The organism is Microbacterium sp. K41, assembly GCF_004794395.1.
Taxonomy (GTDB): Bacteria; Actinomycetota; Actinomycetes; order Actinomycetales; family Microbacteriaceae; genus Microbacterium; species Microbacterium sufflavum.
On sequence record NZ_SSDO01000340.1, the window covers coordinates 1 to 15,616 of the forward strand.

At 70.8% G+C, this 15,616-nt stretch carries 15 protein-coding genes; 10 read left to right on the plus strand and 5 right to left on the minus strand.

Going from position 1 to position 15,616, the window contains the following annotated elements; genetic code table 11:
- Both DW309_RS10170 and DW309_RS10175 read right to left on the minus strand, forming a co-directional pair.
- Positions 1-667, minus strand: a 667-nt coding sequence (locus DW309_RS10170; RefSeq protein WP_136045302.1) for a YcnI family copper-binding membrane protein, incomplete at its 3' end; no start/stop codon positions are given.
- Between the two features lie 82 nt (positions 668-749).
- Positions 750-1,334: a hypothetical protein gene (locus tag DW309_RS10175; RefSeq protein ID WP_136045303.1), complete on the minus strand. Its 585-nt coding sequence runs from the start codon at positions 1,332-1,334 to the stop codon at positions 750-752.
- Between the two features lie 65 nt (positions 1,335-1,399).
- Here DW309_RS10175 and DW309_RS10180 point away from each other — a divergent pair, with 65 nt between their 5' ends.
- Complete coding sequence (locus DW309_RS10180; protein WP_136035342.1) at positions 1,400-2,713, plus strand: M50 family metallopeptidase; 1,314 nt, start codon at positions 1,400-1,402, stop codon at positions 2,711-2,713.
- Between the two features lie 21 nt (positions 2,714-2,734).
- On the opposite strand, the gene DW309_RS10185 is transcribed toward DW309_RS10180, so the two are convergent.
- Complete coding sequence (locus DW309_RS10185) at positions 2,735-4,618, minus strand: chorismate-binding protein (protein WP_136045304.1); 1,884 nt, start codon at positions 4,616-4,618, stop codon at positions 2,735-2,737.
- A gap of 215 nt (positions 4,619-4,833) precedes the next feature.
- Here DW309_RS10185 and ispG point away from each other — a divergent pair, with 215 nt between their 5' ends.
- Together ispG and DW309_RS10195 are read left to right on the plus strand one after the other, a co-directional pair.
- A complete protein-coding gene (gene ispG, locus DW309_RS10190) occupies positions 4,834-5,985 on the plus strand; it encodes a flavodoxin-dependent (E)-4-hydroxy-3-methylbut-2-enyl-diphosphate synthase (protein ID WP_205812722.1) in 1,152 nt (383 codons plus the stop codon).
- 50 nt (positions 5,986-6,035) lie between these two features.
- A complete protein-coding gene (locus DW309_RS10195; RefSeq protein WP_136045305.1) occupies positions 6,036-6,902 on the plus strand; it encodes an alanyl-tRNA editing protein in 867 nt (288 codons plus the stop codon).
- On the opposite strand, the gene DW309_RS10200 is transcribed toward DW309_RS10195, so the two are convergent.
- The gene (locus DW309_RS10200; protein WP_136045306.1) at positions 6,871-8,328 is read right to left on the minus strand and encodes an RNB domain-containing ribonuclease; all 1,458 of its coding nucleotides are present in this window, start codon (positions 8,326-8,328) and stop codon (positions 6,871-6,873) included. The genes DW309_RS10195 and DW309_RS10200 overlap by 32 nt on opposite strands.
- Before the next feature lie 105 nt (positions 8,329-8,433).
- On the opposite strand from DW309_RS10200, the gene DW309_RS10205 reads away from it, so the two are divergent.
- From DW309_RS10205 to DW309_RS10215, 3 genes are all read left to right on the plus strand, one after another.
- Positions 8,434-9,489, plus strand: a complete 1,056-nt coding sequence (locus DW309_RS10205; RefSeq protein WP_136045307.1) for a zinc-dependent alcohol dehydrogenase family protein — start codon at positions 8,434-8,436, stop codon at positions 9,487-9,489.
- Between the two features lie 130 nt (positions 9,490-9,619).
- Entirely contained in the window at positions 9,620-10,390 is a 771-nt protein-coding gene (locus tag DW309_RS10210; RefSeq protein ID WP_136032878.1) for an isocitrate lyase/PEP mutase family protein, read from the plus strand.
- A gap of 40 nt (positions 10,391-10,430) precedes the next feature.
- Positions 10,431-12,188, plus strand: a complete 1,758-nt coding sequence (locus DW309_RS10215) for a proline--tRNA ligase (RefSeq protein WP_136045308.1) — start codon at positions 10,431-10,433, stop codon at positions 12,186-12,188.
- A gap of 18 nt (positions 12,189-12,206) precedes the next feature.
- On the opposite strand, the gene DW309_RS10220 is transcribed toward DW309_RS10215, so the two are convergent.
- Positions 12,207-12,707: a pyridoxamine 5'-phosphate oxidase family protein gene (locus tag DW309_RS10220; RefSeq protein ID WP_136045309.1), complete on the minus strand. Its 501-nt coding sequence runs from the start codon at positions 12,705-12,707 to the stop codon at positions 12,207-12,209.
- Between the two features lie 140 nt (positions 12,708-12,847).
- Between DW309_RS10220 and DW309_RS10225 the strand changes: the two genes are divergently transcribed.
- From DW309_RS10225 to DW309_RS10240, 4 genes are all read left to right on the plus strand, one after another.
- Positions 12,848-13,888 carry an LOG family protein gene (locus DW309_RS10225; RefSeq protein ID WP_136045310.1) on the plus strand — a complete coding sequence of 347 codons (1,041 nt, stop codon included), beginning with the start codon at positions 12,848-12,850 and terminating at the stop codon, positions 13,886-13,888.
- A gap of 106 nt (positions 13,889-13,994) precedes the next feature.
- On the plus strand, positions 13,995-14,978 hold the full coding sequence (nusA, locus tag DW309_RS10230; protein WP_136032885.1) for a transcription termination factor NusA: 984 nt from the start codon (positions 13,995-13,997) through the stop codon (positions 14,976-14,978).
- Positions 14,979-15,054: 76 nt separating this feature from the next.
- Positions 15,055-15,294: a YlxR family protein gene (locus DW309_RS10235; protein ID WP_240744613.1), complete on the plus strand. Its 240-nt coding sequence runs from the start codon at positions 15,055-15,057 to the stop codon at positions 15,292-15,294.
- A 94-nt stretch (positions 15,295-15,388) separates the two neighbouring features.
- A partial coding sequence (locus tag DW309_RS10240; protein WP_136045311.1) for a translation initiation factor IF-2 N-terminal domain-containing protein occupies positions 15,389-15,616 on the plus strand: 228 nt, incomplete at its 3' end.

Sequence of the window (15,616 nt, forward strand, 5' to 3'; positions counted from 1 at the left end):
GATCTGCCGCCCCGGCGAGGAGCCCGCCCGTGCCGAGGGCGATGCCGAGCGGGTCGGCGGCCGTGGCGGCCGCGTCGGCCGCGTCGGCGTCCGCGGTGTCCGCCTCCCCGTCGCCGTGGGCGCCATGCATCGACGCCTCCGCATCCGTGACCGTGACGACGGGAGCGGGGGCATCGAGCGCGTGCGGGTCCTCACCCTCCTCGGCGAGCTGCGTCCATTCGGTCGCACCGTCGACGCACTGCTGCACCACCGGGAAGGCGAGCGTCTCGGGCGTCTTCTCGTCGAGCCCGACCGACATGCTGACCGCGCCGCGGAGGTCGGTCGGCACCGGCGTGAGCGCGGTGTACGTGACGGCGCTCACGAGGCCGTCGTCACCGCGCTCCACCTGGATGGTCCAGTCGCCGTCCAGGGTCGGGGCGACGGAGGTGAGGCCGTCCGGCATGGTGATGCGCAGTGCCGTGGTCGGCGAGGTGCCGCAGCCGTGGGCGAACGAGAACGTGAGCACGCCGTGGTCGCCGGCGGCGAGCTCATCCGGGCTGACGGACACGTGGGCTCCCGCCATGAGCGGAACCGCGAGGGCGAGGGCGACCCCGCCGAGCGCGCCGGTCGTGGCGACGAGGGCCCGGCGGGAGCGCGGACGACGGGGGGACGTGATGGTACGGGACATGATTCTCCAGAAAGGTGTGCGGGCGCGCCGGAGGGCGCGCAAAGGGTGGCCGAGGGTTCGGCCGTGATTCTCGGGCGGCGGGTCAGCCGCGTGCGCACACCGGGGGACCGCGCCGGGAGACGGCGGCGGCCACGGCACGGTCGAGGGGAGCGAAGCGCAGCGGACGCAGCGGGGTCGGGCGGCGATGGCCGGAGAAGCCCGTCGGCGACGCGCGACGCACGAGAGCGCGGAACCAGCCGGCGACGGCCCGCAGGAGGCGTTCGGCGTGCCACACCAGCAGAGTTGTCAGCACGGCGGCGTCGGCGTGCGCGAGGAGCATCGTCGCGTCGATGGGTGCGACGGAGACGGTGCCGCTCAACGCTGCCAGGTCGAAGTGATGGACGTGCGGGCCGATCGCGCCGTCGACGTCCGCGGTGGGGGAGCCGAGCAGCTGGAACACCAGGTGGAACGCGGCTTGAGACACGAGCACGGCGACCGCGACGCGCCAGCGCGACCGACGGAGCCCGAGGAGGGCGGCGGTCGGTGCCAGGAACAGCACCGTGACCGCGAGGATCAGCAGCGGGTGGGGTGCCGCGCCGCCTCCGATGGTGTGGGACACCGCGGCGATGAGGGTCGCGGTGGCGGACACGGCGGCGGCGCGCAGGAGTCGCAGCTGCCGGGTGGTCACCATCCCAGCCTAGCCAAGCGGCGCGGGCGGGGCGGATTCCTAGCTGCGGGCAGTACCGTGGGCGGGTGGAAATCCTGCTCTATGTGGGCGGCATCCTGTTCATGCTGATCGGCCTCGGCCTCTCGATCGGTCTGCACGAGGTCGGCCATCTCGTCCCCGCGAAGCTCTTCGGCGTGCGCGTCGGCCAGTACATGATCGGCTTCGGCCCGCGGCTGTGGTCGAAGCGGATCGGCGAGACCGAGTACGGCTTCAAGCTGCTCCCGCTCGGCGGGTTCATCTCGATGTCCGGCATGTATCCGTCGTCGAAGGGGGAGCGTCCGGCGTCCGGGGTGTTCCGCACGCTCATCCAGGACGCCCGCTCGGCCAACGACGAGACGATCGCCGAGGGCGCGGAGGACCGGGTCTTCTACAAGCTGCCGGTGTGGAAGCGCGTGATCGTGATGCTCGGCGGTCCGCTGATGAACCTGGTCCTGGCCGTGGTGATCTTCACGGTGCTCGTGTGCGGCATCGGCGTGCAGCAGGGGACGACGACCATCTCCGCGGTGAACGAGTGCGTGGTGCCCGCGTCGTCGACCGCCACCGAGTGCGCCCCGGACGACCCGGAGTCCCCCGCGGCGGAGGCGGGGGTGCGACCCGGTGACGTGCTGGTGTCGATCGACGGTCAGCCCGTGTCGACCTTCGAGCAGGCGACGACGATCGTCCAGGCCTCGCCCGGCGAGACGCTCGAGCTGGTGGTGCGCCGCGACGGGGCCGAGCAGACGCTGAGCCTCACGCCCATCGCGGCGGAGCGCACCATCACCGACGCGAGCGGGCGGCCCGTGCTCGACGATCAGGGCGACCCGGTCGTGCGCGAGGTCGGGTACGCGGGGATGATCTCGCAGATGGGCTTCGTGCAACAGCCGCTGAGCGCCGGACCGGAGATGGCCGCCGAGAACGTCGCGAGGGTGGCGTCGCTCATCGTCACGCTGCCCGTGCGGCTGTGGGATGTGGGTGTGTCCCTGGTCACCGGGGGCGAACGTGACCCGAACGGCCCGTTGAGCGTCGTCGGCGTCGGGCGCCTGGCCGGCGAGGTCGCGGCGACCGATGCCCCGATCCTCAACCGGTTCGCCGTCCTCCTGGGGCTGTTGGGGTCGCTCAACGTGGCGCTGTTCGTGTTCAACCTGATCCCGCTGCTGCCGCTCGACGGCGGTCACATCGTGGTCGCGCTGTGGGAGGGGATCAAGCGGGCATGGGCGAAGCTCTTCCGGCGCCCGCCGCCCGCACCCGTGGACGCCACCCGGCTGGTGCCGCTGACGGTGGTGGTGGCCGTCCTGCTGATCGGGATGGGCGCGCTGCTCCTCGTCGCCGACCTGTTCAACCCCGTCAAGCTGCTCGGCTGACCGGCCCGGCGCCGGCGCCGGTCACGCGAGGGCGTACGACACCAGGCGTTCGAGCGTGCGGATGCCGTCGCGCGACAGGATCGACTCCAGGTGTCCCTGCACGGACGCGAAGCGCGGGCCGCGGAGTGCGAACACGTCGCCGGAGCCCGGGTCGGCGGAGACCTCCGCATCCCCGATCCTCGTGGCACCGGGTGTCACACGCGCGGTGAAGGTGTTGTAGAACCCGATCGAGGCGTCCTCGCAGAACACGGGCACCGACTTCTGCAGTCCCTGATGCGGGGCGGCCAGCGGGACCAGCGCTGCGCCCTGACGGTCCGCGAGGATCTGGTGGCTCAGGCACACGGCGAGCAGGGGGGCCTCGGCGTCGAGCCGTCGCTCCACGACCGCGCGCATCCGGGCGATCCGCGCGCTGCCGGTGTCGCGGGGGTCGCCGGGGCCGGGGCCTGCGACGACGAGGTCGGCCGCGGCCACTGCGTCGTCGGTCACGGCATCCCAGGCGGAGATCGTCACGTCCAGGCCGAGGTGACGCAGCTGGTGGGCGAGCATCGTGGTGAAGCGATCCTCGGCATCGACCACGAGGGCGGAGCGCCCCGTGAACGGGCCGGTGAACTCTTCGCCCTGCGGGTTCAGCCAGAACTCGGCGAGGCGGGCGTTGCGGGAGGACAGCAGCGCGGCGATCTCCGGGTCGTCGGCGAGGGAGCGGCGTGCACCGGGGGCATCGGCGTCGCTGCGAGCCTCGGCCGCGCGGTCGCGGTCGATCGCCCCGATGGCGCCGAGCACGCCCGCCGCCTTGCCGTGGGTCTCGGACACCTCGCCGTGCGGGTCGGAGTGGCGCACGAGGGTCGCGCCGACGGGGACGCTGAGCTCGCCGTCGGCGAGATACACGGTCCGGATGAGGATCGGGGCGTCGAGGTCGTGCCCGCCGTCGGCGTTTGGGGTGAACAGCGCTGCGACGCCCGAGTAGTAGCCGCGGGGCTTCTTCTCGTGGCGACGGATCACCGCGCACGCGTTCTGCATCGGTGAGCCCGTGACCGTGGGAGCGAACATCGTCTCGCGGAGGATGTCGCGCGGATCCATGCCGCTGCGTCCGCGGAGCATGTACTCCGTGTGGGTGAGGCGGGACATCTCCTTGAGGTGCGGGCCGGTGATGCGCCCGCCGTCGGCGCAGACGGCGCTCATCATCTTGAGCTCCTCGTCCACCACCATGAACAGCTCCTCGGTCTCCTTGGTGGAGGCGAGGAAGTCGGCGAGGGTCTCCTTGGTCGAGCCCCCGGCCGGATGCCGGAAGGTGCCGGAGATGGGGTTCATGGTGACGACGCCCTCACGCGCGACGACGTGCGCCTCCGGGCTCGCGCCGACCGCGATCCGCCCCGGGGTGACCACCGCGAACGTCCAGTACGCCCCGCGCTCATGCGCGAGCAGGGCACGGAACCACGTGAGGGCGGCCGTGCGGTCGTCGGTGTCGATGCTGGCGGTGTAGTCGCGGCGGATCACGAAGTTCGCGCCCTCGCCGCGTCCGATCTCGTCGGAGATGACCGTCTCGACGATGGCCGCGTACTCCTCGTCGGCGATGTCGAAGCCGCCGTCGCGCAGGGGGACCGACGAGGTCGGCAGCGCATCGAGCACCGCAGGCGTCGGCAGGTGCAGGTGCTCGTCCACCACGATGCAGCGCAGGGGAGCGCCGTCGTCCTGCGCGACGAAGCCGCGCTCGCGCACCTGGCGGTAGGGCACCAGTGCGAACACCTCACGCGGCACGCCGTCCGCGGTGAGCGGGATGTCGGCGAGCAGGTCGACGTCGACGACCTCGCCCGTGAGCAGCTCGACGGAGTCGGCGCCGTCGCGCGCGATGAGCACGAAGGATGCGGACGGATCGGCGCTGAGCTCGGCGAGTCGTGAGAGGGTCATCGATGTCTCCTGTGCAGGGCTCCGGCTCGGCGCAACGAAAAGACCGCCCCGGAGGCGGTCTGGATTCGTGGGAACGCGAACACCGCCTAGGAGGCGGGCCACCAGGTGAGGTTCGCGAGCATGGGGCGAAACTACCACACGCGGCACCCGCGACCCGGGCGGATGACGGGCCGCGCATCCAGCCCGCGTGCATCCGGGCGGCGTAGGCTGAGGGGGTGCCAGCTGTGAACCTTGGGATGCCTCGCATCCCCGAAGTCCTCGCCCCGCGCCGCAAGTCCCGCCAGATCAAGGTCGGCAAGGTGCTCGTGGGCGGCGACGCCCCCGTCAGCGTGCAGTCGATGACGACCACCAAGACGACCGACATCAACGGGACCCTGCAGCAGATCGCCGAGCTCACCGCCTCCGGGTGCGAGATCGTGCGCGTCGCCGTGCCGTCCCAGGACGACGCCGACGTGCTGCACATCATCGCGAAGAAGAGCCAGATCCCGGTGATCGCCGACATCCACTTCCAGCCGAAGTACGTGTTCCAGGCGATCGATGCGGGCTGCGCGGCCGTGCGGGTGAACCCGGGCAACATCCGGAAGTTCGACGACCAGGTGGGCGCGATCGCCAAGGCGGCGCAGGACGCGGGTGTCTCGCTGCGGATCGGCGTGAACGCCGGGTCCCTCGACCGCCGCCTGCTGGAGAAGTACGGCAAGGCCACGCCCGAGGCGCTCGTCGAGAGCGCGGTCTGGGAGGCGTCCCTGTTCGAGGAGCACGACTTCCACGATTTCAAGATCTCCGTCAAGCACAACGACCCGGTCGTCATGGTCAAGGCGTACCGCCTCCTGGCCGAGCGGGGCGACTGGCCCCTGCACCTCGGCGTGACCGAGGCCGGGCCGGCGTTCCAGGGCACGATCAAGAGCGCGACGGCCTTCGGCATCCTGCTCGGTGAGGGCATCGGCGACACCATCCGCGTGTCGCTGTCGGCGCCGCCCGCCGAAGAGGTGAAGGTCGGCCACCAGATCCTGCAGTCGCTGAACCTGCGGGAGCGCAAGCTCGAGATCGTGTCGTGCCCGTCGTGCGGTCGCGCACAGGTCGACGTGTACACGCTCGCGGAAGACGTGACCGAGGGTCTCAAGGACATGACGGTGCCGCTGCGTGTCGCCGTCATGGGCTGCGTCGTGAACGGTCCCGGTGAGGCCCGCGAGGCCGACCTGGGCGTCGCCTCCGGCAACGGCAAGGGGCAGATCTTCGTGAAGGGCGAGGTCATCAAGACCGTGCCCGAAGAGGACATCGTCGCGACGCTGATCGAGGAGGCGAACCGCATCGCCGCCGAGATGGGCCCGGACGCACCGCTCGGCACCGCGCAGGTCGTTACGGCCTGACCGTCGTCCGCACCCCGATCGCCATCCCCGCCGTACCGCACAGGAGAAGCATGTCCTCGCCCACCGTCGTGACCTTCGCCACCGGCTCCACGAGTGGAGAGGGCGTCGTCACCCACGTCGAGAGGACGCCGGAGGGCGTGGTGGTCGTGGTGGACGAGACCCCGTTCCACCCCGTCGACCACACCTGGCCCGACCAGCCGGGTGACGCCGGGACCCTCACGGTCGACGGCTCCTCCGTGGCCGTGGTGGAGGCCGTCATGGCGGCCGTGTCCGACGACGGCACGTTCGCGGTGGGTGCCGACATCCCCGTCAAGCGCGGGGCGGAAGGGTGGACCTGGCTGGTCGGCCACCGCCTCACGGGCGACGCCCCGGCGGCCCTGGTCCCCGGGGTCGCCGCGCGGCTGGACGTCGATGCAGACCGTCGCGCTGGCCTGAGCCGCGGGCACACCGCCTGTCATCTCGCGTCCCTCGCCCTCGACCTCGCGGTCGCCGACCTGTGGCGCAAGGACCCGGGCGCCGACGCCCTCGGCACCCCCGACTTCGAGGGGCGCGCCAACCAGACGAGCCGCATCCACGCGGATGGCGCCGTCGACGAGTACCGCCTGGGCAAGAGCCTGCGCCGCGCGGGCTTCGACACCGAGACCTTCGCGTCGACCCTCGCCGACCGCGAACAGCGGATCAACGCACAGCTCGAGGCATGGGTCGAGTCCGCCGCCGCGAGCCGCGTCGAGACCGAGGGTCCGACGATCGTGGACCGTCGCCGCTGGCACTGCGAGCTGCCGGAGGGCGAGGCCGTGATCCTGTGCGGGGGCACCCACGCGCACTCGCTCGACGAGTTCGTCGCGATCCGGGTGGCGTTGGACCTGTCGGATCCTCAGCTGCTCGTCATGACGACGACCGCGACTCCCGGGGCCTGAACTCTTCGGCGACGCCCTCGAACTCCACCTCGCCCTTCGCGATGTCCGCGCGCGCCACGCGCACGCGGAGGCGATCGCCCGGCTTCACGCCGACGGGAGCGGGGGCGCTCGCCGTGACCGCGGGCTCGGCGATCTGGATGGTCACGCGCTCGCCGCGATCCTCAACGACGGTGGCGTCGAGCTCGGTGCCGACCAGCGGGGTCAGCAGCGCCGCCTCCACGGCGTTGACGGTACCGGACGCCAGCCGGGAGGCGCGCTGACCGGACTCCTGCATCAGGCCTGGCAGATCGGCGAGCGAGTCACGCACCCATGCCGGTACGGGTGCGCCGCTCGAGACCGCCAGGCAGATCGCCAGCGACCACCGGTCGACGAGTCGCCGCAGGGGCGCGGTCGCATGCGCGTAGGGGGCGGCGATGGCGGCCTGGACGGCGTCGTCCGGAGCCGTGCCGTCGAACACCAGATAGCCCGCGCCGCGGAACAGTGACGACGCGGCTTCGAGCACGGGCAGCGTCAGGGGGTCGTCCCTGTCCAGACCGCGCAGGAACTCGCCATAGGTGCCGTCGGTCCACGGGCGACCGAGGGCGATCGTCTGCAGGCGGAACGTCTCGAAGGCGGCATCGTCGGGCTCCGGCATCGTGCGCAGGATGCCGACGCCCGCACCCAGCATCAGCTGCGCTGCCGCCATCCCCGTCATGATCGACAGCTGAGCGTTCGCCTCCTCGATCGGGAGGGGACGGCGACGCACGATCGCGTAGCTGCCGTCCTCCGCGCGCACGACCTCCTCGTCGGGGAGGTTGAGGCTGGCCCCGCCACGCTTCCGCTCCCGCTCGAGCCGAAGGGCGCCGATCTCCGGGAGGAGCGCCGCTGGTCCACCCTCGCCGCGATCGAGGGCGGCCTGCGTCGTCGCGTAGTCGAGCTGGGCGCGGGAGCGGATGAGCGCCCGTTCGAGCCGGAAGTCGCTGACCTCCCCGGTCTCGTCCAGCGCGAAGGTCCACACCAGCGCGGGGCGGTCGGCGTCGGCGAGGAGGGAGGCGCGGTCCTCGCTGAGCACGGGAGGGTGCAGCGGGATCGTGCCGTCCGCCGCGTACAGGGTCTGTCCGCGCCGACGGGCTTCCGCATCGACCGCCCCGCCGGGCTCGACGAAACCGGGGACATCCGCGATCGCGTAGCGCACGGTGTACCCCGACGAGGTCTTCTCCAGGTGGAAGGCCTGATCGAGGTCGCGCGAGCCCGCCGGGTCGAGCGTCGCGAAGGGGATGTCGCGCAGGTCGAGCTCGGGTGTGGATCCGCTGGCGCGCTCGGCCTCGGCGAGCACGTCGGGTGGGAACGAGGTGGGGGCGTCGAGCGCTTCGCGGAGGTCGGCGAGCGCGGCGGCGAGCTCGGTCTGGGCGGCGGAGGGAGCGACATGGGACCGGCGCTGAGGCATGGCTCCCACCCTAGGCCGAGAAGCCCCGGTCTCCGGAGGCGTTCTGTCGGTGGTGGCGCGTAACATTTCACCGAAGACGTCAGGGTGACGCCGGAAGGGACAGCCATGAAAGCACTCGTCTACCACGGAGCCGGTGAGAAGCGATGGGAGGAGGTTCCGGATCCGACCATCCTGGCGCCGACCGACGCGATCGTCCGCATCGAGACCACGACCATCTGCGGCACCGACCTGCACATCCTCAAGGGCGATGTCCCGGCCGTGACCGAGGGGCGCATCCTCGGTCACGAGGGTGTCGGGGTGATCACCGAGGTCGGAGGAGCCGTGACCGATCTCGCCGTGGGGGACCGCGTCATCATCTCGTGCATCACCTCGTGCGGGAAGTGCGACTTCTGCACCGCCGGGCTGGCATCGCACTGCCGAGCCGAGGAAGGGGCGTCGGGGATCGGCTGGATCCTCGGGCACCTGATCGACGGCACGCAGGCGGAGCTGGTGCGGATCCCGTTCGCCGAGACCTCGCTGCACCGGCTTCCGGATGGCGTCTCCGCCGAGACGGCGGTCGTGCTCAGCGACATCCTTCCCACGGGCCACGAGATCGGGGTGCAGTACGGCGGCGTGAAGGCGGGCGACGTGGTCGCCGTCGTCGGCACCGGGCCGGTGGGCCTCGCGGCGATCATGACCGCGCAGCTCTACGGGCCGAGCAAGATCATCGCGATCGACCTCGACGCGAACCGTGTCGAGCAGTCCAGACTCTTCGGGGCCACGCACGGCGTGGTCGCCGGCGCCGAGGACTGGCGCGATCAGGTGCTCGCCCTGACCGACGGGCTCGGCGTCGACGTCGCGATCGAAGCCGTGGGTGTTCCGGCGACCTGGGGCATGGCGCTGGACATCGTGCGCCCCGGCGGGCACGTCGCCAACGTCGGAGTCCACGGCGCACCCGTCGACTTCCCGATCGATCGCCTGTGGATCCAGAACCTCACCATCACGACGGGCCTGGTGAACGCCGACACGGCGCGCATGCTCACCCGGCTCGTCGCCGAGGGTCGGATCGACCCGGCGGTGTTCGTCAGTCACCGCTTCGCGCTGGACGCCATCGAACAGGCGTACGACACGTTCGCGCGGGCCGCGGAGACGAAGGCGCTGAAGGTGGTGCTCACCGCCTGAACGCACAGGGGACAGAGGGTCGGCATGGGGGGATGCCGACTCTTAGCATCCGTCGGCGCCCCGCGACCGGGCGAGACATCATCCCCACCACTGCGGCCCTCGCGTCCGTGCCGGGCGTTAGCGTGGGGACATGACCACTGCTGCGAAGGCTCAGACCCTTGTCGGACTCTATGACGCGCCGGAGATCCTCCGCGTGGTGAACGTGTGGGACGTCGTGTCGGCGCGCGCGGTCGCCGCTCTGCCCGAGACGAAGGCGATCGCGACCGCCGGACACGGCATCGCCGCGACCTTCGGCTACGACGACGGCTCCACCCCGCGCGAGCTGATGATCGACATGGTGGGACGCATCGCCGCCGCCGTGCAGGTCCCGGTCACCGCCGACCTCGACGACGGCTACGGCGACGCGGGGGAGACCACGCGGCTCGCGATCGCCGCCGGTGTCGTCGGGGCGAACGTCGAAGACCGGCTGAAGCCGCTCGACGAGTCGGTGGCCGCGGTCGAGGCGATCGTGAAGGCGGCCGAGGCGGAGGGCGTGCCGTTCGCGCTCAACGCCCGCACCGACGCGTTCGTGCGCGCGGGGCACCGTCCCGTCCAGGAGAGCGTCGCCGATGCGATCCAGCGCGGCCGCGCTTTCCTCGACGCGGGAGCGACGGCCGTGTTCGTGCCCGGGATCCTCGACGCGAACGTGACGCGGCAGCTCGTCGAGGGCATCGGCGAGCGCAAGGTGAGCGTCATCGGCATCCCCGGTGCGCTCGCCGCCTCGGAGTACGAGAAGCTCGGCGTCGCCCGCATCTCGTACGGTCCGCTGCCGCAGCGGGTCGCGCTCACGGCGCTCCAGGAGCTGGCGGAGAGCCTGTACGCGGGCGGCGTCGTCCCGCAGGGCCTGCCCGCCCTGAACTGACGCGGCGGGACGGGGGACCACGGCTCACTACACTTGAGCCGTGGTCACTCGTCTCTCGAACTTCTTCCTCCGTACACTCCGTGAAGACCCTGCCGGTGCAGAGGTCGCCAGTCACAAGCTGCTGATCCGCGCCGGGTACATCCGACCGCAGGCCGCGGGCATCTTCGCGTGGCTGCCGCTCGGGCTGCGGGTGAAGGCCAAGATCGAGACGGTCATCCGCGAGGAGATGGCCGCCGCGGGTGCCCAGGAGGTGCACTTCCCGGCGCTGATGCCGCGGGAGGCTTACGAGGCGACGGGTCGCTGGGAGGAATACGGCGATCTGCTGTTCCGCCTCCAGGACCGCAAGGGGGGCGACTACCTGCTCGCCCCGACGCACGAGGAGGCCTTCACCCTGCTGGTGAAGGACCTGTACTCGTCGTACAAGGACCTGCCGCTGACGATCTACCAGATCCAGGACAAGTACCGCGACGAGGCGCGGCCCCGCGCCGGCCTGCTCCGCGGACGCGAGTTCACGATGAAGGACGCCTACTCGTTCGACGCCTCGGACGAGGGGTTGGACGTGAGCTACCAGTCTCAGCGCGACGCCTACGAGCGGATCTTCCAGCGCCTGGGACTCGAGTACGTGATCGTGCAGGCGGATGCGGGCGCGATGGGCGGCTCGCGCAGTGAGGAGTTCCTCCACCCCACCCCCGTCGGCGAGGACACGTTCGTGCGCAGCGCCGGTGGTTACGCGGCGAACGTGGAAGCGTTCACGACCGAGGTGCCTGCGCCCGTGCCGTTCGACGCCGACGCGACTCCGGTGATCTTCGACTCGCCCGACACCCCCACCATCGAGACGCTCGTCTCGCACTGCAACCGTGAGCTGGAGGGCGAGTACACGGCGGCGGACACGCTCAAGAACGTCGTGCTCGCGCTGACGCACCTCGACGGCACCCGCGAACTCGTCATCGTGGGCATCCCCGGCGACCGCGAGGTGGACGAGAAGCGCGCCGAGGTCGCCTTCGCTCCCGCCGAGGTCGAGACCGCGACCGCGGACGACTTCGAGAACAACCCGCTGCTCGTCAAGGGCTACATCGGTCCGTGGTCGCCCACGGGCGCGGTGCTGGGGGAGGAGTCCGCCACCGGCATCCGGTACCTCGTCGACCCGCGGGTGAGCGAGGGCACCAGCTGGATCACCGGGGCGAACATCGACCAGAAGCACGCCCACTCCGTCGTGATGGGCCGCGACTTCGCCGCCGACGGCATCGTCGAGATCGCGAACGTGCGCGCGGGTGACCCCGCGCCCGACGGCTCCGGTCCGGTCGAGCTCGCGCGCGGCATGGAGATCGGCCACGTCTTCCAGCTCGGTCGCAAGTACGCCGAGGCGCTGGGACTGAAGGTGTTGAACGAGAACGGCAAGCTCGTGACGGTGACGATGGGCTCGTACGGCATCGGTGTCACGCGCATCCTCGCGATCATCGCCGAGCTGAACAACGACGACAAGGGACTGATCTGGCCCGCGTCCGTCTCCCCGTTCGACGTCCAGGTGGTGGCGGCGGGCCGCGACCAGGTGGCCTTCGACGTCGCGGAGGTGATCTCGCAGCGGCTGGAGAGCGCGGGACTCGATGTCCTCTACGACGACCGTCCGAAGGTCTCGCCCGGCGTCAAGTTCGGCGACGCCGAGCTCGTCGGTGTGCCGCGCATCCTGATCGTGGGTCGCGGTGCCGCCGAAGGACAGGTCGAGCTGTGGGATCGGCGCAGCGGCGAGCGTGACGCGCTGTCCATCGAGGAGGCGGTCGCGCGGCTCACGTCGCGCTGACCTCGGTGACCGCGCGGCTCAGCAGGTGATGCGGCCGTGATCCATGGTGTCGTCCGGGGTGTCGTGGGTCACGAGGGCTTTCAGCGCCCCGGCGGCCATCGCGATCTTCCCCTTGGCGGGTTCCCAGAACTCGGTGACCCGCGGGGTGACCCGCAGGAGGGCGATGCCCGGCGTCTCCAGGCCGTCGGCGAACCAGATGTCGAGTGACGGCGAGTAGAGCTCTTCCATCTTGGCGCGGTCGTGCACGACCTCCGCGGTTCCGGCGACGGAGACGTAGCGCATGCCCTTGGAGTCGCAGTACGCGAGCCCCACGTCGTGGTTGCGGCGTGCCTCATCGACCTTCTCGGTGTCCTCCGCGGTGAAGAACCAGATGTCTCCCGCGTCGTCCATCTGCCGGGTGGACATCGGGCGGCTCAGGAGGTGGCCGTCCTCGTCGACGGTGGTGAGCATCGTGATGTCGATGTCCTCCACGAGCTCGGAGACGCGGGCGAGGGCTTCAGGTCCGGTGATCTCGGTCATGGAGCCAGGATGCCCCCGCCAGGTCGCCGCCGCAGGGGCGTTGACAGGGGCGGACGAGCGTGCTGACGCCGCGCGTGGTGCTCCGCCGCGCGGACGGCGTTGCGGGGCCCGATCGCGTGCGAACATGACACGCTGGTGACATGGCCGAACAGTCCCTTCCTCCCGCGCTCACGTCCGAGATCAACGCCGTGCTGGACGAGGCGGGCGTGCACGCGGATCGGCGCCTGGTGATGCGGATGCTCCGGACCGCGCTGCAGCTGGGGGAGGACGGCACGGATCGCCTCGACCTCAAGATCGCCTCGGCGGCGCTGGCCGAGATGCGCGACGCCTTCCGTCTGTTCGCACCATTCCGCGGTGTGCCGAAGGTGACGGTGTTCGGCTCTGCCCGCACGCGCCAGGACGACCCGCTGTACGTGCAGGCGCGGGACGTGGCCGCCGCGCTCGCCCGCGATGGCTGGATGGTGGTCACGGGTGCCGGCCCCGGGATCATGCAGGCCGCGGCGGAGGGGGCGGGCCCCGCGCTGTCGCTCGGTGTCTCGATCCGGCTGCCCTTCGAGGAGAAGGCCAACGCTGTCGTCGCAGGTCAGGACCAGGTGGTCGCGATGAAGTACTTCTTCACGCGCAAGCTGATGCTGATCAAGGAGTCGAGCGGGTTCCTCTGCCTTCCCGGCGGGTTCGGGACGCTGGACGAGATGTTCGAACTCCTCACGCTCCAGCAGACGGGGAAGGCGGAGCCGACGCCCATCGTCCTGCTCGACGAGAAGGGCGGGTCGTTCTGGGAGGGGATGCGTCGCTTCGTCGACGAGCACCTCGCGCCGATGGGCGTGATCTCGGAGGGCGACTTCGATCGGGTCGTGATCACCGATTCCGTGGAGGCGGCGAGGGCGGAGATCACGGGCTTCTGGCGCAACTACGACTCATTGCGCTGGGTGGGTGACACGCTGGTGCTGCGGCTGCGCGCGGAACCGACCGAGGCCGAGGTGGCGGAACTGAACGACGCGTTCGGCTCGATGCTGTCGGACGGTCGCATCGAGCGGACGCCACCGCTGCCTCCCGAGGCGGCCGACGACGATCGCCTCGACCTGCCGCGTCTGATGCTGCACCTGGATCAGCGCCAGGTCGGAAACCTGTTCCGCCTCATCGGGGCGATCAACGCGCTGCCGTCCGCCCCGACCGCCTGACCCGCCCCCGCCCCTGCCGCGCGGCCGGGGTCTCCGACGCACGGTATCGTTGTACGGATGTCGCGCGTGCGATCAGGCGCGACGAGAGCTGAATAGGGAGGCCGTCATGGACATCGAACTGAGTCTGCTGCGAGGGATCGAGAAGGAGAAGGCGATCCCGTTCGACGAGCTCGTCGCGATCATCGAGCAGGCGATCCTGACCGCGTACTCCAAGCACGTGTCGCCCGAGGGGGCGGCGCCCGAGGGCGTCCGCGTCGAGCTCGACCGTACGACCGGGCACGTCGCCGTGCTGCAGGTCGTCCGCGACGAGGAGGGCGCGGTCATCGGCGAGGAGGACGCGACCCCCGACGACTTCGGGCGCATCGCCGCCTTCGCCGCCAAGCAGGTCATCAGCCAGCGCCTCCGGGACATCGCCGACGACGCCGTGCTGGGCGAGTTCAAGGGGCGTGAGGGCGATATCGTCGCCGGCGTCATCCAGCAGGGGCCCAACCCGCGGATGATCCACGTCGACCTCGGCTCGGTCGAGGCGATCCTCCCGCCGGAGGAGCAGGTGCCCGGCGAGGAGTACACGCACGGCTCGCGTCTGCGCGTGTACGTCACGAGCGTCGCCAAGGGGCTCAAGGGGCCGCAGATCACCGTGTCGCGCACCCACCCGGGCCTCGTCCGCAAGCTGTTCGCGCTCGAGGTGCCGGAGATCGCAGCCGGACTGGTCGAGATCGTCTCGCTCGCGCGGGAGGCCGGTCACCGTACGAAGATCGCCGTGCGCGCGAACGACCCGTCGATCAACGCGAAGGGCGCGTGCATCGGCGAGCTCGGGCGCCGCGTACGCGCCGTCACGGAGGAACTGTCCGGCGAGAAGATCGACATCGTCGACCACGACCCCGACCTCGCGACCTTCGTCGCCCATGCGCTGTCACCGGCGAAGGTCACGAGCTCGTTCGTGCTCGACGCCTCCACCAAGGCGGTCAGGGCGCTCGTGCCGGACTACCAGTTGTCCCTCGCGATCGGCAAGGAGGGGCAGAACGCCCGCCTCGCCGCCAAGCTGACCGGCGCGAAGATCGACATCCAGCCGGACAGCGTCCTCGACTGATCGGACTCCGCGGCCCGCCACGCCCCGGGGCGGGCGAACGCGGACGGAACGCAGGTGTAAGATGGATCCCGTACGAATGTGCGTCGGTTGTCGCACGCGTGCTCCCCGCTCCGCCCTGCTCAGGGTGGTGAGCCAGAACAACACCCTCGTCCTCGATGAGCGTGCTGTCCTGCCGGGACGAGGCGCGTGGGTGCATCCGACACAGGAATGCATGGATGCCGCCCTGCGGCGCCGTGCTTTCGGACGTGCACTCCGTGTGTCCGCCACTCTGGACACGCAGACCATCGAACAGCATCCGCTGAGAACCAAAGGCTGAACGGCTATGGAAACAAAGTGAACGGCTCGAAATGAGACCCGTCCGCGACTAATGGTCTGCCCTGTCTGGGCAGACCGACCCAGACAGGAGAATTGTGGCTGGTAAACCACGCGTACATGAGATCGCCGCTGAACTCGGCGTCGACAGCAAGGTCGCCCTCGCGAAGCTCAAGGAGCTCGGCGAGTTCGTGAAGAGCCCGTCGTCGACGGTCGAGCCGCCGGTGGCGCGCAAGCTGCGCGCCGCGATCGAGGCCGACCCGTCGCTCAAGGCGTCCGGCGAGCCCGCGGCGGCCAAGCCCGGGCCCAAGCCCGCGGCGAGGAGC

Bases quoted from the DNA above. Each gene is read 5' to 3' on its own strand.
- DW309_RS10185 (WP_136045304.1), bottom strand. From the start codon at position 4,618: ATGACCCTCTCACGACTCGCCGAGCTCAGCGCCGATCCGTCCGCATCC.
- DW309_RS10195 (WP_136045305.1), top strand. From the start codon at position 6,036: ATGTCCTCGCCCACCGTCGTGACCTTCGCCACCGGCTCCACGAGTGGA.
- DW309_RS10200 (WP_136045306.1), bottom strand. From the start codon at position 8,328: ATGCCTCAGCGCCGGTCCCATGTCGCTCCCTCCGCCGCCCAGACCGAG.
- DW309_RS10205 (WP_136045307.1), top strand. From the start codon at position 8,434: ATGAAAGCACTCGTCTACCACGGAGCCGGTGAGAAGCGATGGGAGGAG.
- DW309_RS10210 (WP_136032878.1), top strand. From the start codon at position 9,620: ATGACCACTGCTGCGAAGGCTCAGACCCTTGTCGGACTCTATGACGCG.
- DW309_RS10220 (WP_136045309.1), bottom strand. From the start codon at position 12,707: ATGACCGAGATCACCGGACCTGAAGCCCTCGCCCGCGTCTCCGAGCTC.
- DW309_RS10225 (WP_136045310.1), top strand. From the start codon at position 12,848: ATGGCCGAACAGTCCCTTCCTCCCGCGCTCACGTCCGAGATCAACGCC.
- nusA (WP_136032885.1), top strand. From the start codon at position 13,995: ATGGACATCGAACTGAGTCTGCTGCGAGGGATCGAGAAGGAGAAGGCG.
- DW309_RS10235 (WP_240744613.1), top strand. From the start codon at position 15,055: ATGTGCGTCGGTTGTCGCACGCGTGCTCCCCGCTCCGCCCTGCTCAGG.